The sequence below is a fragment of the Parvibaculum sp. genome, from assembly GCF_049672805.1.
GTDB lineage: Bacteria > Pseudomonadota > Alphaproteobacteria > Parvibaculales > Parvibaculaceae > Parvibaculum.
The window spans coordinates 1-16,368 of sequence record NZ_JBATWS010000224.1; the positions used below are offsets into that span (position 1 = coordinate 1).

Genomic DNA, 16,368 nt, shown 5'->3' on the forward strand with positions numbered 1-16,368 from the left:
GGCAATCCGGCTTGCCGCCGCCGCGCGGGTGGATGCCGTGCTGATCTCGCCCGTCTTTCCGACCGAAAGCCATCCCGGCGGAAAGACACTCGGGCTCATCCGCCTTGCACAACTCGCGCGCCATGCAAGAAGCCTCAACCTCAAACCCTATGCTCTGGGCGGCATCATCACGCCCACGCATATCAGCCGCCTGAGCGGCACCGGCGTGGAAGGTGTGGCAGGGATCGGCTTTCTTCTCTGACAGGAGGCGGCAGCGCTTCCCTGTCAACCGGCAGCCGCTTCCTGCGGAACCGCATCGCGATAATCGTCGGGAATATAGCCAAAGCGCGCCATCTGCTCGTGATGATCGCGAATGATCCGACGTACCTGATCAGGCGTCAGCACCTCACGCCACTGCTCGGCACGACCTTCGCGGAAGAAGCTCTCGGCGTTCTTGGGACGCTCTCTAAAACCTTTCTTCTCTTCAATCGCTTTCAGCGTTTTGAACGAGGAATTGCGGATGGCGCGCTCCAGCCGTTCCGAGGACGGCTTCAGCCCGAGAAAAGTCACAACCCGTTTGAAGTATTTACGCGGTTTGTAGAGCAAATCCTCATAGCGAAGGACAAGAAGTTGAGGAGAGGGATGCTCTGTCCAGCTCTTCACATGTGTGGACCACGAGCGATGAACTTCATACACATGGCTTTTTAGGTCGCCTGCCGTGTACGCATCATTAGCCAAATGTTCTATCGCTTCATCAATCGTTTCGCCGAAATGGTGGCTTACAGAAATCACCACATCCAGCGGATTGCGGAGGATATAAATCCCTCCTGCCGTAACATCCATTGTGTGCAGCGGTACGTCACACCATTCACCCAAGTAATTATGAGTCTTTACAAAAACTGAATCTGGAAAGACCGTTGTAAAATCACGGTGGACTAGCGGTCGCAGATTAGCGATTTCCTTATGCGAAAGCTCTGTAAGGGGACGATCAGCGCGGCGCGAGTACCATTGAGCAGCCGACTCGCCCAGACAAAAGTCACTGATCTCATTAACGTCAACTGGTGTCAGGCTGTTCCTAAAAAGATTGTGCAAGAAGCTGCGCATCCATGTATTGCCCGATTTCGGGTAGGAGGCCAGCCAGATCAGGGCGCCCATGACTCTATTCCTTGCTTCGCTTCAGTACGCGCATCTCTAGCAATTAGCAGAAATAAAAAAAAGAGAGCGGGCTTGTGCCCGCTCTCCGTAAACTTCGTGGATCAAGTACGTCGGAGCGATTAGAACGCCACCGAGAGAACGAGACCCGCCGACTTCGATTCGTGCTCGAAGCCCGGACCAAAGATACCCGTGGCATCGCCATCGGTCATCTGCAGGTCGAGACCCACATCGACGCCCGAGCCGAGGTTATAGCCACCACCGGCCTGCCAGGTCTTGACCTTCGACGTGCCGGGAGCGAAACCAGGCGCGCTGATTTCGTCCTGGAGATAGGCAATACCAACCGTCCACGGGCCCGTCGCATAGGAAAGACCAGCCGTCCAGACTTCTTCTTCAACACCAAACGCACCCGGGACGGGGAAGGAGACGCCCAACCTGCCGAGGTCTTCGCTCTGGTACCAGGCACCGCCAAGCGTGAAGCCGCCGAAGCCGAGGTTCAGACCGAAGCCGAGTTCTTCCGGATCAGCGTTGAAACCAGCCGGCGCGTCACCGGTGGTGTAGAAGCCGTCAACGCCGACATCAACGCCGCCGAAGGAACCGGCATAGTTGAGCGCGATTTCAACAACTTCTTCAATCGAGCTGTTGTTCGGGTTCAGACCAATGCCGTTCGGGTTCGGACCGTTGTAGGTCGTTTCCGGCGTGAAGGACAGGCCGAGCTGGAAGCCGGCGAAGCGCGGGGTGAAGTAGGTCACCTTGTTCGCGTCAGCCGCCATCAGCGAGAACGTCGAATGACGGGCAGCCGGGGCGAACGTCGTGGCGAGCGGCACCGACGCAAGTCCGTTCAGAATGTTCGGGCTGTCCACGCCATTGCCCGGCACGAACCAGGGCGAGGTGTAGTGCATCTTGAAGGCGGCGCCGTCCGTGCCACCGATTTCGAAGCGGCCGAAGCCACCTTCGAGATAGGCGAAGAGTTCGCGGAACGTGGCGTCGTTGTTGTTGAAGTTCGTGTTCCAGTCATCGCCCAGCGAGAGCGTCGCGAGGACACCGGCGACCATGCCGTTGTCGAGCGTGCCTTCGGCGTTGATGTCGATGTTACGCGCAACGAGCTTCACAGCCGTGTCGTTGAACGACGTGCCCGCAAAGGGACCAGCAGCAAGGTTGTCAGAGTCGATGACGTAGAAGCCAGCGGTGACCGAACCACCAACCGTGACGGTGAGCGGATCGCTCGCAAGCGCCGGACCGGCGATGAGACCGGCGGTGACGAGAGCGGTCGTCCCAAGGAGAGTCTTTTTCATGTGTTCCTCGCAGTATCAGCTTTGAGCTGTTCCATTCGAACGCGTCACAGCAGCTTGCCCCCAGGAGGAAACTCTGTGACTGCGTGCATCCCGGGCCGACTGATGAAACTGCCCCCCGAGCGCGTGCACCGATTAATCCGTGGATAACCCTTCGGGGTCAAGCAAACCTCACCGCATTGTGGTGGAATGTGTCCGCCTGTTGCGGAAAGAACACAAGCAAAATGCAGGACTTGGGGAGGGAAGCGAATCCTCTCTCTCGGGTGCGACCCCCCGGCAAGGCCCGTGCCCATTGTTGGCGGCTATCGGTGCCTGCCCCTCAAATCCGCCCAACATGACGCTCCGGTCATGATTGACCTCGGGGCATCCTTTGCCCTGTGGCACATCAAGCACACTCCTCTCCGCCCCGCCCTTTGCCGGGCCTGCCGGACGCCCTCCGGCAAGGCCGCCGGATCGGCGACAATCCCGCCGAAATCTGCGTGATTGCGGGACATGGCTTAATCTCGCTATAAAGGCGCGCCGCAGGTAAACAAGGCGGCTGTCCGACATCCAACTGCTCTCCGCGGGCCTGAGATCAAAGTTCCGGCGGATTTGAGGGGCGAAACGCGAGAGGCTTGCCGTAAATCGATGACCTATCCCGCTCTGACACGCGCGAAATCTGCCGCTGTGGCGCTTCTCTTTGCCGCAACGCTCGGCCTGACGGCTTGCGGGCCGTCCAACTCCAACTTCCCCGGCCAGCCTACCGGCAAGGGCGGACCGAACAACCCGACCGGCGAGCAGAAGCGCGAATCAATCTTCGGTGAGGAAGGGCTGAAGCTCTTCGGCGGCAGCAGTTCCGACGACGTGGCCGGCAGCGGCATCGGCGTCAACAGCTTCCTGTGGCGCGCCTCGCTCGACACCATCGCCTTCATGCCGCTCGCCTCGGCTGACCCCTTCGGCGGCGTCATCATCACGGACTGGTATCAGGACCCGAACGCCCTGGGCGAACGCTTCAAGGTCACGGTCTATATTCTTGACCGCCGCCTTCGCGCGGATGGCGTGAAAGTGGCTGTTTTCCGCCAGGAAAAGAATGCAAGCGGCGACTGGGTTGACGCGAAGGTGAACGAAAACACCGCCCTGCAGATGGAAAACGCCATTCTCGTCCGGGCACGCCAGCTCCGCATCAATACCATCGAGGCGGGCGAACAGAAGTAAGGCCCGCTTCCAGCATCATTCCGGGAGGGTCCCGCGCGAGCGGGGCCGACCACAAGATCATGTCCAGCAGATACAACGCCCGCACCGTCGAGCCGAAATGGCAGAAGATCTGGGAAGAGCGCGGCGATTTCCGCACCGCCACCGATAACGCGGCTGCCGGCAAGCCCAAATATTATGTTCTTGAGATGTTCCCCTATCCATCGGGGCGCATCCATATGGGCCATGTCCGCAACTACACGATCGGCGATGCCATCGCCCGCTATCGGCGCGCGCGCGGCTACAATGTGCTGCACCCGATGGGCTGGGACGCTTTCGGCATGCCCGCCGAAAACGCCGCGATGGAAAAGGGCGTTCATCCCAAGGGCTGGACCTATGACAACATCGCGGCCATGCGCGCCCAACTCAAATCGATCGGCCTTGCCATCGACTGGAGCCGCGAATTTGCAACCTGCGATCCTGACTATTACGGGCAGGAGCAGGCGCTCTTTCTCGACATGCTGGAAGCAGGTCTCGTCACCCGCAAGAAGAGCATGGTCAACTGGGACCCGGTGGACAACACCGTGCTCGCCAATGAGCAGGTCATTGAAGGCCGCGGCTGGCGCTCCGGCGCCGTTGTGGAGCGGCGCGAACTCACCCAGTGGTTCTTCAAGATTTCGGAGTTTTCCGACGAGCTCCTCGAAGGTCTCGACACGCTGACGCACTGGCCGGAAAAGGTCCGGCTGATGCAGAAGAACTGGATCGGCCGCTCGGAAGGCGCGCGCGTCTTCTTCCCCGTTGAGGGTGTGCCGGGCGGAAAGGACTACCGCCTCGAAATCTTCACCACACGCCCCGATACGCTTTTCGGTGCGAGCTTCTGCGCGCTGTCGCCACATCATCCGCTCACGGAGGAACTGGCGAAGGACAATCCCGCGCTGCAGGACTTCATCCGCCAGTGTGACCGGATCGGCACTTCTGAAGAAGCCATCGAGAAGGCCGAGAAGCTCGGCTTCGACACGGGCCTCAAGGCGCGCCATCCCTTTATCGAAGGCAAGACGCTTCCCGTCTATGTCGCAAACTTCGTGCTGATGGAATATGGCACGGGCGCGATCTTCGCCTGCCCCGCCCATGACCAGCGCGACTTCGATTTCGCGAAGAAATACAATCTCCCCATCCTCCCCGTCGTCGCGCCACAGGCGCGCCTGGGCGATGCGGCATGGGCAGAAGAACTGGTCGCCGGGGAAGATGCGTTTACCGGTGATGGCGTTGCGATAAACTCCGGTTTCCTTGACGGGCTCGATGTCGCAAGCGCCAAACGCGCGGCGATTGAAAAGCTTGAAGCCCTCGGCCTTGGCGAAGGCACGGTGAATTACCGCCTGCGTGACTGGGGCATTTCACGCCAGCGCTATTGGGGCTGCCCCATCCCCGTCATCCATTGCGAGGCGTGTGGTACCGTGCCCGTGCCGCGCGACCAGCTTCCCGTCACCCTGCCGGATGACGTGACCTTCGACCAGCCCGGCAACCCGCTCGACCGGCACCCGACATGGAAGCATGTGGACTGCCCGACATGCGGCAAGCCCGCCCGGCGCGAGACGGACACGTTCGACACCTTCGTTGACAGTTCCTGGTATTTCGCGCGTTTCATCGCACCCGATGCCAAGACACCGACCGATCGGGCGCTCGTCGATCAGTGGCTGCCGGTTGACCAGTATATTGGCGGCATCGAACACGCGATCCTGCATCTTCTCTATTCGCGCTTTTTCACCCGCGCGATGAAGCGTGTGAACCATGTCGCGGTGGAAGAACCTTTCACGGGTCTCTTCACGCAGGGCATGGTGAACCACGAAACCTATCGCGATGCAGAGGGCCGCTGGGTCTCGCCTTCCGAAATCACCATCGAGACGGTGGACGGCAAGCGCGTTGCAAAGCGGCTTGATAATGGTGCACCCGTCACCATCGGCTCCATCGAGAAGATGTCGAAGTCGAAGAAGAACACGGTCGATCCCCAGGACATCATCGCCCAGTATGGCGCGGACACGGCCCGCTGGTTCATGCTCTCCGACAGCCCGCCCGACCGCGATGTGCAATGGACGGATCAGGGTGCGGAAGGCGCCTGGCGCTTCACCCAGCGCCTCTGGCGTCTCGTCACGGAGAAGCCCGAAACCTTCGGCTCGGTCAATGCGCCCGTCCCTGCCTCCTTCTCGGATGCGGAAATGGCGCTCCGCCGCGCGACGCATCAGACGCTCGCAGCCGCAACGGATGATTTCGAGCATATGCGTTTCAATCGCGCCGTTGCCCGCGTTTATGAGCTGGCAAATGCCATCTCGGCCTTCAACGGAACGGGCGAAACCGCCGGTTGGGTGCGCCGCGAGGCCATCGAGATTCTGGTCCAGATCGTCGGCCCGATGATGCCGCATCTGGCCGAGGAATGTTGGGAAGCTCTTGGCCATGACGTGCCGCTGACCGCCACCGAATGGCCGGTTGCCGACAAGGCCCTCCTCGTGGAAGACTCCGTTACCATTGCCGTGCAGGTGAATGGCAAGCGCCGCGACGAGCTGACCATCGCTCGGGATGCGGACAAGGAAACGGTGGAGCGCGCCGCGCTTGCCCTCGAAAAGGTGGAGAAGGCGATTGATGGAAAACCTGTCCGCAAGGTCATCATCGTACCGGGCAAGATTATCAATATCGTTGTCTGATCTGATGATCGGCAAGCGCCTCGCTGCCTTCATGGTGCTGCTGGCGCTCGCCCTGCCGCTGGGCGGCTGCGGCTTTACCCCGCTCTATGCCGAACGGGACGACGCCTCCATCACCGCCGATCTGTCGATGCTCGATGTCAGCGCGCCGAATGACCGGCTTGGCCGCGAGCTGAAATACGGGCTGCTGGACCTGCTCTCAAGCTCCGGCAATCCGCCATCCAACCCGACCTATCTCGTCGAGATCGCGCCCATCGTCTATTCCGAAGACCTCGCCATCGAGCGCGACGCGGATGTGACGCGCAAGAACATGGTGATGGTCGTGCCTTTCCGCCTCATCAACACGGAGACGAAGGAAACCGTGCTGCGCTCGACCTCGCGCTCGCGCTCTTCCTATAACCGGGTGGATTCGGAATTCGCCAATATCGTCGCCGCCCAGGATGCCGAGCGGCGCATTGCGGCGGCCATTGCGGCGGACATCAAGGTGCAGCTTTCCATCCATTTCCACCGCCTTGCTCAAACGGGTGGCTGAGGGTCCGTCTCTTGAAGATTGCCCCGCGCGACGCTGACCGCTTTACCGCCTCACCCGATCCGAAGGCCGCCGCCATTCTTGTCTATGGGCCGGATGGCGGCCTTGTGCGCGAGCGCATCAAGACGATGATGAAAACGGTGGTGGAAGATCTCTCCGATCCTTTCCGCATCGCCGAGATTTCCGACAGCGACATGCGGCAGGACCCTGCCCGGCTGGCCGATGAAGCCGCCGCCATTGCCATGCTCGGCGGTCGCCGCGTCGTGCGCGTGCGCGGCGCAACCGATGGCATGGCAAAAACATTCGAGAGCTTCCTTGCCTCTCCCGCAGGCGACGCGCTTGTGCTTGTGGAAGCAGGCGAACTCGGACCCGCCTCCTCTCTCCGCAAGCTCTTTGAAAACGCGCCGAACGCTGCTGCCATAGCCTGCTATGTCGACGACATGAACGCGCTCGAAGGCGTTATCCGTTCGAAGCTTGCCGCAGAAGGGCTGGTTCCCGAACAGGCCGCGCTCGAATATCTGCTTGAGAATCTGGGCTCTGATCGCGGCGTCACGCAGAATGAACTTGAAAAGCTCATTCTCTATGTCGGCCCCGGCAAGCCCGGCGAAAAGCGCATGGTGACGCTTGATGATGCGCGCACCAGTGTCGGCGACAATGCTGGCACGAGTCTCGATCATGTGATTGACGCGACAATGGGCGGTGACCTCGCCGCGCTCGACACGGCGCTTGCCCGCGCGCGCGCGGCAGACACAAATTCAGTCGCGATCCTGAACGCGCTGACGCGCCACCTCACCCAGCTTCACCTCGCAAGCGCGCGCATCGAGGCCGGAAGCGATATTGAAGGCGCCCTCAGAGGTTTCCGCCCGCCGGTGCATTTCAGCCGGAGAAACTCCGTACAAAGACAATTGCGTGGCTGGAGCCGCAAACGGCTCGACCGCGCGCTGGCGCTGGTGCTGGAAGCAGAAGGTCAGTGCAAAAGCTCCGGCCAGCCCGACACCGCAATCTGCGGCCAGACATTGATGCGCATCGCGCAAGCCGCACGCGCCACCCGCCGCTGAGAGAATGGGTGCGTGACCCTCTTGCGGAAGGGTCGAAAGTCGCAAGCGCAGCGCGGCAGATTTCGGAAAGGGGCAAGCGGCAGTCCGACGGTGCAATCCCGCCAGCAGATCTCAGCCGAGCTTCTTCACCCGGCCTTCATGCCGCCCGCCTTCAAACCCTGTCGTGAGAAAGCGCGTGAGGCATTCCTTCGCCTCAAGCTCGCCGGTGAGCCGAGCACCCAGCGCCAGAATATTCGCATCATTATGCTGGCGCGAAAGCTCCGCCCCGAGTGCCGAATGGCAGAGCGCGGCGCGCGCACCCGGCACGCGGTTCGCCGCGATGGAAATGCCGATGCCTGAGCCGCATATGGCAAGACCAAACCGCGCCTCACCCTTTGTCACGGCCTCGGCGACCTTGAACCCGAAATCGGGATAATCGACGGAGTCCGTTGAGTTGGTGCCGAGATCGAGCGGCTCGAAACCGCAAGCCTCGATCACGGGCAGCAGGGCCGCTTTCAGCGTTACACCGGCATGATCATTTGCAATGGCGACGCGCTGCTTCATATCGTTCCCGCCTGTATCTGGAGTTTTCGTCAATACTGCATCTTTTGCGCGGCGCGGCCGGCCAGGCGGCGGCAAACCTCATCGAGCTGTTCAAGCGTCTTGTAGGAGATTTTCACCTCACCGCCCTTGTCGTCGGCAAAGGAGATTTCGACCTTGAGGCCGAGCTGGTCGGAGATGTTCCTCTCAAGCGCCAGTGTGTCGGCATCTTTCCCGGCACGCGAGCCGCCCGAGGATTTGGACCCGGCCGACGCCGCATCCGGCTTGCGGGCAAGCGCCTCCGCCTGACGGGCCGACAGACCCTTGGCAATGATTTCGCAGGCAAGCCTCTCGGCATCGGCATGGCCGATCAGGGGACGCGCCTGCCCCGCCGTGAGCTTTCCTTCCTCGATCAGCGCACGCACACTTTGCGGCAGCGAGAGCAGCCGGAGCGTGTTCGCCACATGCGACCGACTTTTACCAATGAGCTGCGAGAGCTTTTCCTGTGTATAGCTGAATTGCTGCATCAGCCGCTCATAGCCCGCCGCCTCTTCAACCGCATTGAGGTCCGCGCGCTGGACGTTTTCGATGATCGCAATTTCAAGGGATTCAGCGTCGGTCAGTTCCTTGATGATGACCGGAACCTGATGAAGCTGCGCCGCCTGGGCTGCACGCCAGCGCCGCTCGCCCGCCACGATCTCATAGGCATTGGGCTCGCCCGGAAGCGGGCGCACCATGATCGGCTGGAGGATGCCCTTTTCGCGGACCGAGTTTGCGAGGTCTTCCAGATCTTCCGGCCGGAAGGTGGTGCGCGGCTGATAGGGGTTCGCGCGCAGATATTCGATCGGCACTTCGCGGACGCCGCGCGGGGCAGGCGCTTCCTTGTCACCGAGAGCAAAGGCGGTGTCCTCGCCGATCAGTGCTGCAAGTCCGCGTCCGAGGCGGCTGGGGGTTTCCTCTGCCATTGCCATCGCTTCCCTTCCAATATTCCTCAAGAGTTACCTGCTCCGCCCTCACCGGGCAGCGGTCCTGACCTCAGCAGACAGGTGGTACTACTTGCCTCGAAACTCCGTAAACCGCAGAAACACAGCGTTTTACACATAACCGGCCACGACAGGTACTACCTTGTATGACCCATAATCCAATCGATTCAAGGCGTTAAGACATTTTGTTAAACTATGTCACGCCGCAGTCCGGCGGAGCGCCCTCTCCCGCTGGATCATTTCGGCAGCAAGCTTCATGTAAGCCTTGCTCCCTGCACAGCGATGGTCATAGACCAATGCCGGCTTGCCATAGGAAGGCGCTTCCGAAATCCGCACATTGCGCGGAATGACGGTGCGATAGACCTTGTCACCCAGATAGGAGCGCACGTCCGACGCCACTTGATCCGACAGCTTGTTGCGCTGGTCGAACATGGTGAGCACGATGCCCTGAATATCGAGGCGCGGATTGAGCGTCGTCTTCACCCGCTCCACCGTACGGAGAAGCTGGCTCAGGCCTTCCAGCGCGAAGAACTCGCATTGCAGCGGAACGAGAATGGCGTCAGCCGCCGTCATCGCATTGATGGTCAGCAGGTTCAGCGACGGCGGGCAGTCGATCAGCAGATAGGAATAGGGTCGCGCTGTCAGCGCGCGTTCGGCATCGCTCGTTTCGCGCTGTTTGCCATTGCGCGGCATCCTCGCCAGCGCATCATAGAGCCGGTGCGAGCGGCGCTGCACGGTTGCAAGCTCCAGCTCGGCGCCGAGCAGATCCATCGTGGACGGAACAATATCAAGGCCCGGCACCTTGGTCGGCACAATCGCATCTTCAATCAGCGCTGCGCCAATGAGCACATCATAGGAAGAAATCTTGCGCTCGTTGCGACCAACGCCAAGACCCGTGCTGGCATTGCCTTGGGGATCAAGATCGAGGATCAGCACACGCTCGCCAACAGCAGCAAGCGCAGTGCCGAGATTGATCGCAGTCGTTGTCTTGCCGACGCCACCCTTCTGATTGGCAACCACCAGAACCCGCGGACGATCCGTGGACGGAAGAAGCGCCTTGTCGTCCCCGGTAGTGCTCTTGTCCTGAGGGATCGAGGAGGTAGGCTGCGCGGCATCAACCATTGATGTCTTTTCGATCTGATCCATGGAGGCCTCTCACACTCAGTACGGAGCCACTGGAGTCCGACTGGCTGGGGGAATAGTCAGCTTCAAATATCCAATGTTTCCGGGCCTGGGTCAATTCATCCTGAAGCCCTTGCCCCTTCAAAAACAGGCCCAGAGTGTCGGGACCGAAAAGCGGGGCCGCCCATTCAAGCAATCGGGGCAGCGGCGCAAGAGCGCGGGCCGAAACCACATCGAATATCCCTGCTTTGGCGGCGAAGGCTTCGATCCTCTCATTATACACGGTCGCAGGTGCGGCTGTCTCGCGGATCACCTCTCGCATGAAGATGCACTTGCGCTGATCGCTCTCGACCAGATGCATCCCGAAACCGGGCCGGTCCCGCAGAAGGATCGCGACTACCAGTCCCGGAAACCCGCCCCCGGAGCCGAGATCGACCCAGCGAAGGGCTGTCTCCGGCGCCAGCCCGGCCAACTGGGCGGAATCGAGCATATGGCGCCGCCAAAGCTCATCCAGAGTGCTGTTTGAGACGAGATTTATCCGCTTCTGCCACTTCCGAAGCAAAGACTCGTATATCGAGAGCCGCTCCATTGTTTCACGTGAAACATGTAGAACGGCGGAAAAGGATTCCGCATCAATGACTTGGGAAGCGTTCATCACTATATGTTGGGGCATACTTGCCGTATGCCTCAAGCACTGCGCTTTTGTTTCACGTGAATCATCAGGGTTGTCAGCGCTGCGGGCGTCACGCCATCCACCCTCGCCGCCTGACCGAGCGTGGCCGGGCGTGCGGCCGAAAGCTTCTGCCTCACCTCAATCGACAACCCGTTGATAGCGCCGTAATCGATCTCCGGCGGCAGCGCCAACCCCTCGTCACGCCGGAAAGCGCGAATATCGGCCTCCTGCCGATCGAGATAGGCTGAATACTGCGCCTCGATCTCCACCTGTTCGGCAATCTCTGGTTCAAGCGCCTGTAGTTCCGGCCAGAGACCCGCCAGCCCCGCCATATCGATATCGGGATAGGCAAGCAGGTCCATGGCGTTGCGCCGAACACCATCCTGATTGACCTTGAGCCCTTTCTTGGCAAGCTCGCTCGGGCTGGCCGCAAGCCCCTCGCAAAGCGCCTTGGCAGCCTCAAGCGCCGCCATCTTGCGCCCGAAGGCCTCCGCCCGCTCATCTCCCACCACGCCTGCGCTGATGCCAAGCCCGGTAAGCCGCTGGTCAGCATTATCCGCCCTGAGCGTCAGCCGATACTCCGCGCGGGACGTGAACATGCGATAGGGCTCCGCAACGCCTCTGGTGATGAGGTCGTCGATCATCACACCCGTATAGGCCTGCGCGCGGTCGAGAATGAAAGGGTCTGCCCCCTTCTCGGCCAACGCGGCATTAAGCCCCGCAATCAGGCCCTGGGCGGCGGCTTCCTCGTAGCCTGTGGTGCCATTGATCTGCCCTGCGAGATAGAGCCCCGGCAGCTTCATGGTTTCCAGCGTCGGGCGCAGCTCGCGGGGGTCGATATAGTCATATTCGATTGCATAGCCCGACCGCTTCACGACGACATTCTCAAGCCCCGGAATGGTCCGCATGAAGGCAAGCTGGACCTCCGCAGGCAGCGCGGTCGAGATGCCGTTCGGATAGATCGTGTCATCGTCCAGCCCTTCCGGCTCAAGGAAGATCTGGTGACTGCTTCGCTCCTTGAAGCGAACCACCTTGTCCTCGATGGAGGGGCAATAGCGCGGGCCGATCCCTTCGATCTGGCCGGAATAGACAGGCGAAACCCCGAGATTGGCCTCGATGATTGCGTGGGTCGCCTCATTGGTCCGCGTGATATGACAGGGCACCTGCGGAACCGTGATCTCCTTCGTAAGAAAGGAGAAGGGCGCGGGCGGGTTGTCGCCCGGCTGCACCTCCAGCCCATCCCAGTTAATGCTGTCCGCTGCAAGCCGCGCAGGCGTACCCGTCTTGAGCCGCCCGAGCTTCAGGCCGAGCCCGTAAAGCCGTTCCGACAGGCCAAGCGCAGGCGCCTCCCCCACCCGGCCGGCGGGGATGCGCTCTGTGCCAATATGAATCATTCCGCGCAGGAAAGTGCCGGTCGTCAGCACCACGCGGCGGGTCCGCCACTGGCGCCCATCCTCGGCCACCACGCCCCGCACCTCGCCCGCTTCCACCAACAGATCGGACACGCCGCCCTCGATCACATCAAGATTGCGGTGGTTGAGGATCGCCGCCTGCATGGCCTTGCGATAAAGTTTTCGATCCGCCTGGGCGCGCGGGCCGCGGACAGCCGGGCCCTTCCGCCGGTTGAGCATGCGGAACTGGATGCCAGCCGCATCCGTCACTCTGCCCATCAGCCCGTCCAGCGCATCCACCTCCCGCACGAGATGGCCCTTGCCAAGCCCGCCAATAGCCGGGTTGCAGGACATCTCGCCAATCGTGTCGATGCGATGTGTGATGAGCGCCGTGCGGGCACCCGTGCGCGCGGCAGCGGATGCCGCCTCGCAGCCTGCATGGCCGCCGCCGATCACGATGACATCGAATTCGCGCGTCATGGGAGAGATGCCTGATTGAAAGAATGCTTGTGGCCGTAGGATCGGAGTCGCTGAAGGCCTCGGCAGAGCAATAGTCGCTCACCTTTGCCGCGTCAAACTTTTCCACAGAGTCGAATCACAATTCCACCCGCTTGAGGATTCTCCTACAAGCCCTTGTGGCGGAATCGGATTCGTCCGCTACTTCATGTTTCACGTGAAACAAGCCGCGTAGCCGGGCTTATTTCCCGATACAGAAATCGCGAAAGATCACGTCCAGCAGGTCTTCCACATCGACCCTGCCCGTGATCCGGCCGAGCGCCCGGGCGGCAAGGCGAAGGTCTTCCGAAATCAGCTCCGCATCAAGCCCGGACGCCAGCCCCTGCCCCGCCCGCTCAAGCGAGGCCGCGCAATCCTGAAGTCCCTCCCGGTGCCGCGCTCGGGTGATAAGCGGATGCTCCTGAGCTTCATGGACAGCACCGATCCGCTCCCGAAGAGCTTCCTCCAGCCGCTCGAGACCCTCGCCGGAAAGGGCCGAAATGCCGATCACGCCGCTACCAGCCTGCGCCCCGAGATCAATCTTGTTGAGCACGCGAATATCCCCGTCGCGTGCCTGGGCGAAATCCCCCCCCTCCTCAGGCGAGGCGACCACGATACGCAGATCAGCCGCTTCCGCCCGTTCAAGCGCGCGGCGAACGCCTTCGCGCTCGATGGCATTCGCGGCGTCCCGCAGCCCCGCCGTATCAGCCAGCGTCACCGGAACGCCGCCAATGTCCAGCCGAACCTCAAGCACGTCCCGCGTGGTGCCCGCTTCATCAGAGACAATGGCGGCATCCCGCCGCGCAAGGCGGTTCAGCAGGCTCGACTTGCCCGCATTGGGCGGCCCGATAATCGCAACCTCCACCCCGTCCCGAAGCCTCTCGCCCCGCCTTTCGTCATCGAGATGGGCAGCGATCTCTGCTGACAAGGCACTGATCTCGGGCCCAAGCTTTTCAAGCAGATCGTCGGGCAAATCTTCATCGGGAAAATCAATGCTCGCTTCGGCATAGGCAAGCGCCCGCATCAGCCTGCCCCGCCAGCCCTCATAAAGCGCGCCCAGCGCCCCTTCCATCTGGCGGAGCGCCTGCACCCGCTGCGCTTCCGTTTCGGCATCGATGAGATCGGCAAGCCCCTCCACTTCCGTGAGATCGAGCTTGCCCGCCTCAAAGGCCCGGCGCGTGAACTCCCCCGGCTCCGCCGCGCGCAGGCCTGGCACCCCCGCCAAAGCCTGAAGCAGCGCGGCCACCACCGCCCGACCCCCATGAATATGGAACTCGGCAACATCCTCGCCCGTAAAGCTCCCCGGCCCCTCAAAGAACAGAACGAGTCCACGATCGAGCACCACGCCGCTTGCCGGATCGCGCAGCCGCCTCAGCATCGCTTCCCGAGGGCGCGGCTTCTCTACCCCCGCAAGGCGCGACACGGTTTCTCGCGCGCGCTCGCCCGAAACGCGAATGACAGCGACCCCCGCCCTTCCGGGCGCGGTCGAAAGCGCATAGATCGTATCCAAGATGTTTCGGCGCCCGTTCAATCGGCTTTCTTGCCGCCGGATTTGCCGCTCCCGCTCGTCTTGCCGGCACCCCCCATAGCGCTGCGCGCCATGCCCCACATCAGATCCTGAAACTTCTCCAGCCCCTGCGCGCCCGCAGGCAGCACCGCGCGGACCAGCGCTTCAGGATCGATATAGGAGAGATTGCTTGAAAGCTGCTTCTCGACCTGAGCGAGCAGTCGCTTCTGCATCGGCTCAAGATCAGGCAGCCCCATCAGCTTGCGCGCTTCCTCAGCACTCATATCGAGATCGATTTTGACTTTCATGGCCGGGTCTCTCCCTGTCGGCAGCGGGGCGCGATTTGTCAGTCAGGTTTCTTGATTATAGACCATGAATCGCAGCCGCAGGCATCGACGCGCGCGGCCTCATGCCCCACATTGATTACAACAGATCATTTCCCCGGAAAGAGCACCATGTCACGGAATTTCCTCGGGCAGGAAACGAGCCCCTATCTTCTCCAGCACGCAGACAATCCCGTGCATTGGCGGCCCTGGGGTGAGGAAGCGCTGGCAGCGGCGCGGCGTGAGAAAAAGCCGATCCTCCTCTCAGTCGGCTATGCGGCCTGCCACTGGTGCCATGTCATGGCGCATGAAAGCTTTGAGGATGAGGGCGTCGCTGCGGTGATGAATGAGCACTTCATCAACATCAAGGTGGACCGCGAAGAACGCCCTGACATTGATGCGATCTACATGTCGGCGTTGCATCTCCTTGGCCAGCAGGGCGGCTGGCCGCTCACTATGTTCCTAACGCCCGATGGCGAGCCGTTCTGGGGCGGCACCTACTTCCCGAAGGAAGCCGCCTATGGAAGGCCGGGCTTCACCGATGTGCTGCGCGAAGTGGCGCGCATCTTCCATGAGGAACCGGCCAAGGTTTTCAAGAACCGAACCGCGCTTGTGAACGCGCTTCAGGCACAGGCCGAAACAGCGCGCCCCGGCGAGCCGACGCCTGCGGTGCTTGGCTCCGTTGCCGACAAGCTCGCCGATATCATGGACCCGGAAAATGGCGGCATACGCGGCGCACCGAAATTTCCGCAAGTGCCCCTGCTCTCGCTTCTCTGGCGCACTCACTTGCGCACGGGGCGCGAGGATCTGGCCGCGCATGTTACCCGCGCGCTCGACCATATGTCGGAAGGCGGCATCTATGACCATCTCGGCGGCGGCTATGCGCGCTATTCGGTGGATGCGTTCTGGCTCGCGCCGCATTTCGAAAAAATGCTCTATGACAACGCGCTCCTCATCGACCTGCTCACTCTCGCCTGGCAGGAAACGAGCAAGCCGCTTTATGCGCGCCGCGTGCGCGAAACGGTGGAGTGGCTGAGGCGCGAAATGCTCACCGATGAAGGCTCTTTCGCCGCTTCGCTCGATGCAGACAGCGAGGGCGTGGAAGGCAAGTTCTATGTCTGGAGCGAAAGCGAGATCGACCAGTTGCTCGACCCCGGCGACGCCGCCCTCTTCAAGCATGTCTATGACGTGAGCGCGGAAGGGAACTGGGAGGAAACGAATATTCTGAACCGCCTCTCCCGCGCAGATGCACCTTTCACCGAGGAAGAGGAAGCATTGCTCGAGCCGCTCAGGGCGCGGCTCTTTGCCGAGCGTGATCTTCGCGTGAAGCCCGGTTTTGACGACAAGATATTGGCGGACTGGAACGGGCTGATGATCGCGTCGCTCGCCCGCGCGGGCGTGGCTTTCGATGAACCTGAATGGATCGACATGGCGGCCACCGCCTTCCGCTTCGTGATGGAGGTGATGCGGCCTGAAATCAAT

The 16,368-nt window shown here is 61.4% G+C and carries 15 protein-coding genes; 6 read left to right on the forward strand and 9 right to left on the reverse strand.

Translation table 11 applies throughout. The features are described from left to right. Positions 1-241: thiamine phosphate synthase (locus tag WBF74_RS07170; protein WP_424437357.1), on the forward strand; the 241-nt coding region annotated here is incomplete at its 5' end. Positions 242-264: 23 nt separating this feature from the next. On the opposite strand, the gene WBF74_RS07175 is transcribed toward WBF74_RS07170, so the two are convergent. After that, entirely contained in the window at positions 265-1,134 is an 870-nt protein-coding gene (locus tag WBF74_RS07175; RefSeq protein ID WP_424437360.1) for a sulfotransferase domain-containing protein, read from the reverse strand. Between the two features lie 119 nt (positions 1,135-1,253). Beyond that, on the reverse strand, positions 1,254-2,426 hold the full coding sequence (locus tag WBF74_RS07180) for a porin (RefSeq protein ID WP_424437363.1): 1,173 nt from the start codon (positions 2,424-2,426) through the stop codon (positions 1,254-1,256). Positions 2,427-3,050: 624 nt separating this feature from the next. Between WBF74_RS07180 and WBF74_RS07185 the strand changes: the two genes are divergently transcribed. The 4 genes from WBF74_RS07185 to holA are packed head-to-tail and all read left to right on the forward strand — an operon-like array spanning position 3,051 to position 7,873. Further along, positions 3,051-3,617, forward strand: coding sequence for a DUF3576 domain-containing protein (locus WBF74_RS07185; RefSeq protein ID WP_424437366.1), 567 nt, complete (start codon positions 3,051-3,053; stop codon positions 3,615-3,617). A gap of 59 nt (positions 3,618-3,676) precedes the next feature. Then, positions 3,677-6,289, forward strand: coding sequence for a leucine--tRNA ligase (gene leuS, locus WBF74_RS07190; protein ID WP_424437369.1), 2,613 nt, complete (start codon positions 3,677-3,679; stop codon positions 6,287-6,289). Further along, positions 6,282-6,818, forward strand: a complete 537-nt coding sequence (gene lptE / locus WBF74_RS07195) for an LPS assembly lipoprotein LptE (RefSeq protein WP_424437372.1) — start codon at positions 6,282-6,284, stop codon at positions 6,816-6,818. Before leuS ends, lptE begins: the two co-directional genes overlap by 8 nt. Positions 6,819-6,829: 11 nt before the next feature. Then, on the forward strand, positions 6,830-7,873 hold the full coding sequence (gene holA, locus WBF74_RS07200; protein ID WP_424437375.1) for a DNA polymerase III subunit delta: 1,044 nt from the start codon (positions 6,830-6,832) through the stop codon (positions 7,871-7,873). A gap of 111 nt (positions 7,874-7,984) precedes the next feature. Here holA and rpiB read toward each other — a convergent pair whose 3' ends face one another. From rpiB to WBF74_RS07235, 7 genes are all read right to left on the reverse strand, one after another. Further along, positions 7,985-8,416, reverse strand: a complete 432-nt coding sequence (gene rpiB / locus WBF74_RS07205; RefSeq protein ID WP_424437378.1) for a ribose 5-phosphate isomerase B — start codon at positions 8,414-8,416, stop codon at positions 7,985-7,987. Positions 8,417-8,445: 29 nt separating this feature from the next. Further along, on the reverse strand, positions 8,446-9,363 hold the full coding sequence (locus WBF74_RS07210; protein WP_424437381.1) for a ParB/RepB/Spo0J family partition protein: 918 nt from the start codon (positions 9,361-9,363) through the stop codon (positions 8,446-8,448). A gap of 210 nt (positions 9,364-9,573) precedes the next feature. Next, on the reverse strand, positions 9,574-10,497 hold the full coding sequence (locus WBF74_RS07215; RefSeq protein WP_424437399.1) for a ParA family protein: 924 nt from the start codon (positions 10,495-10,497) through the stop codon (positions 9,574-9,576). Then, on the reverse strand, positions 10,490-11,152 hold the full coding sequence (rsmG, locus tag WBF74_RS07220) for a 16S rRNA (guanine(527)-N(7))-methyltransferase RsmG (RefSeq protein ID WP_424437384.1): 663 nt from the start codon (positions 11,150-11,152) through the stop codon (positions 10,490-10,492). Before rsmG ends, WBF74_RS07215 begins: the two co-directional genes overlap by 8 nt. Positions 11,153-11,184: 32 nt before the next feature. After that, complete coding sequence (gene mnmG / locus WBF74_RS07225) at positions 11,185-13,041, reverse strand: tRNA uridine-5-carboxymethylaminomethyl(34) synthesis enzyme MnmG (RefSeq protein ID WP_424437387.1); 1,857 nt, start codon at positions 13,039-13,041, stop codon at positions 11,185-11,187. Between the two features lie 217 nt (positions 13,042-13,258). Continuing rightward, positions 13,259-14,566 (reverse strand): tRNA uridine-5-carboxymethylaminomethyl(34) synthesis GTPase MnmE, encoded by a 1,308-nt coding sequence (gene mnmE / locus WBF74_RS07230; RefSeq protein ID WP_424437390.1) that lies wholly within the window; start codon positions 14,564-14,566, stop codon positions 13,259-13,261. A 17-nt stretch (positions 14,567-14,583) separates the two neighbouring features. Continuing rightward, positions 14,584-14,871: a DUF6489 family protein gene (locus WBF74_RS07235; protein WP_424437393.1), complete on the reverse strand. Its 288-nt coding sequence runs from the start codon at positions 14,869-14,871 to the stop codon at positions 14,584-14,586. A 147-nt stretch (positions 14,872-15,018) separates the two neighbouring features. On the opposite strand from WBF74_RS07235, the gene WBF74_RS07240 reads away from it, so the two are divergent. Beyond that, the coding region (locus tag WBF74_RS07240; RefSeq protein WP_424437396.1) for a thioredoxin domain-containing protein at positions 15,019-16,368 on the forward strand (1,350 nt) is incomplete at its 3' end.

Bases quoted from the DNA above. Each gene is read 5' to 3' on its own strand.
- WBF74_RS07175 (WP_424437360.1), bottom strand. From the start codon at position 1,134: ATGGGCGCCCTGATCTGGCTGGCCTCCTACCCGAAATCGGGCAATACA.
- WBF74_RS07180 (WP_424437363.1), bottom strand. From the start codon at position 2,426: ATGAAAAAGACTCTCCTTGGGACGACCGCTCTCGTCACCGCCGGTCTC.
- WBF74_RS07185 (WP_424437366.1), top strand. From the start codon at position 3,051: ATGACCTATCCCGCTCTGACACGCGCGAAATCTGCCGCTGTGGCGCTT.
- leuS (WP_424437369.1), top strand. From the start codon at position 3,677: ATGTCCAGCAGATACAACGCCCGCACCGTCGAGCCGAAATGGCAGAAG.
- rpiB (WP_424437378.1), bottom strand. From the start codon at position 8,416: ATGAAGCAGCGCGTCGCCATTGCAAATGATCATGCCGGTGTAACGCTG.
- WBF74_RS07210 (WP_424437381.1), bottom strand. From the start codon at position 9,363: ATGGCAATGGCAGAGGAAACCCCCAGCCGCCTCGGACGCGGACTTGCA.
- WBF74_RS07215 (WP_424437399.1), bottom strand. From the start codon at position 10,497: ATGGTTGATGCCGCGCAGCCTACCTCCTCGATCCCTCAGGACAAGAGC.
- rsmG (WP_424437384.1), bottom strand. From the start codon at position 11,152: ATGAACGCTTCCCAAGTCATTGATGCGGAATCCTTTTCCGCCGTTCTA.
- mnmG (WP_424437387.1), bottom strand. From the start codon at position 13,041: ATGACGCGCGAATTCGATGTCATCGTGATCGGCGGCGGCCATGCAGGC.
- WBF74_RS07235 (WP_424437393.1), bottom strand. From the start codon at position 14,871: ATGAAAGTCAAAATCGATCTCGATATGAGTGCTGAGGAAGCGCGCAAG.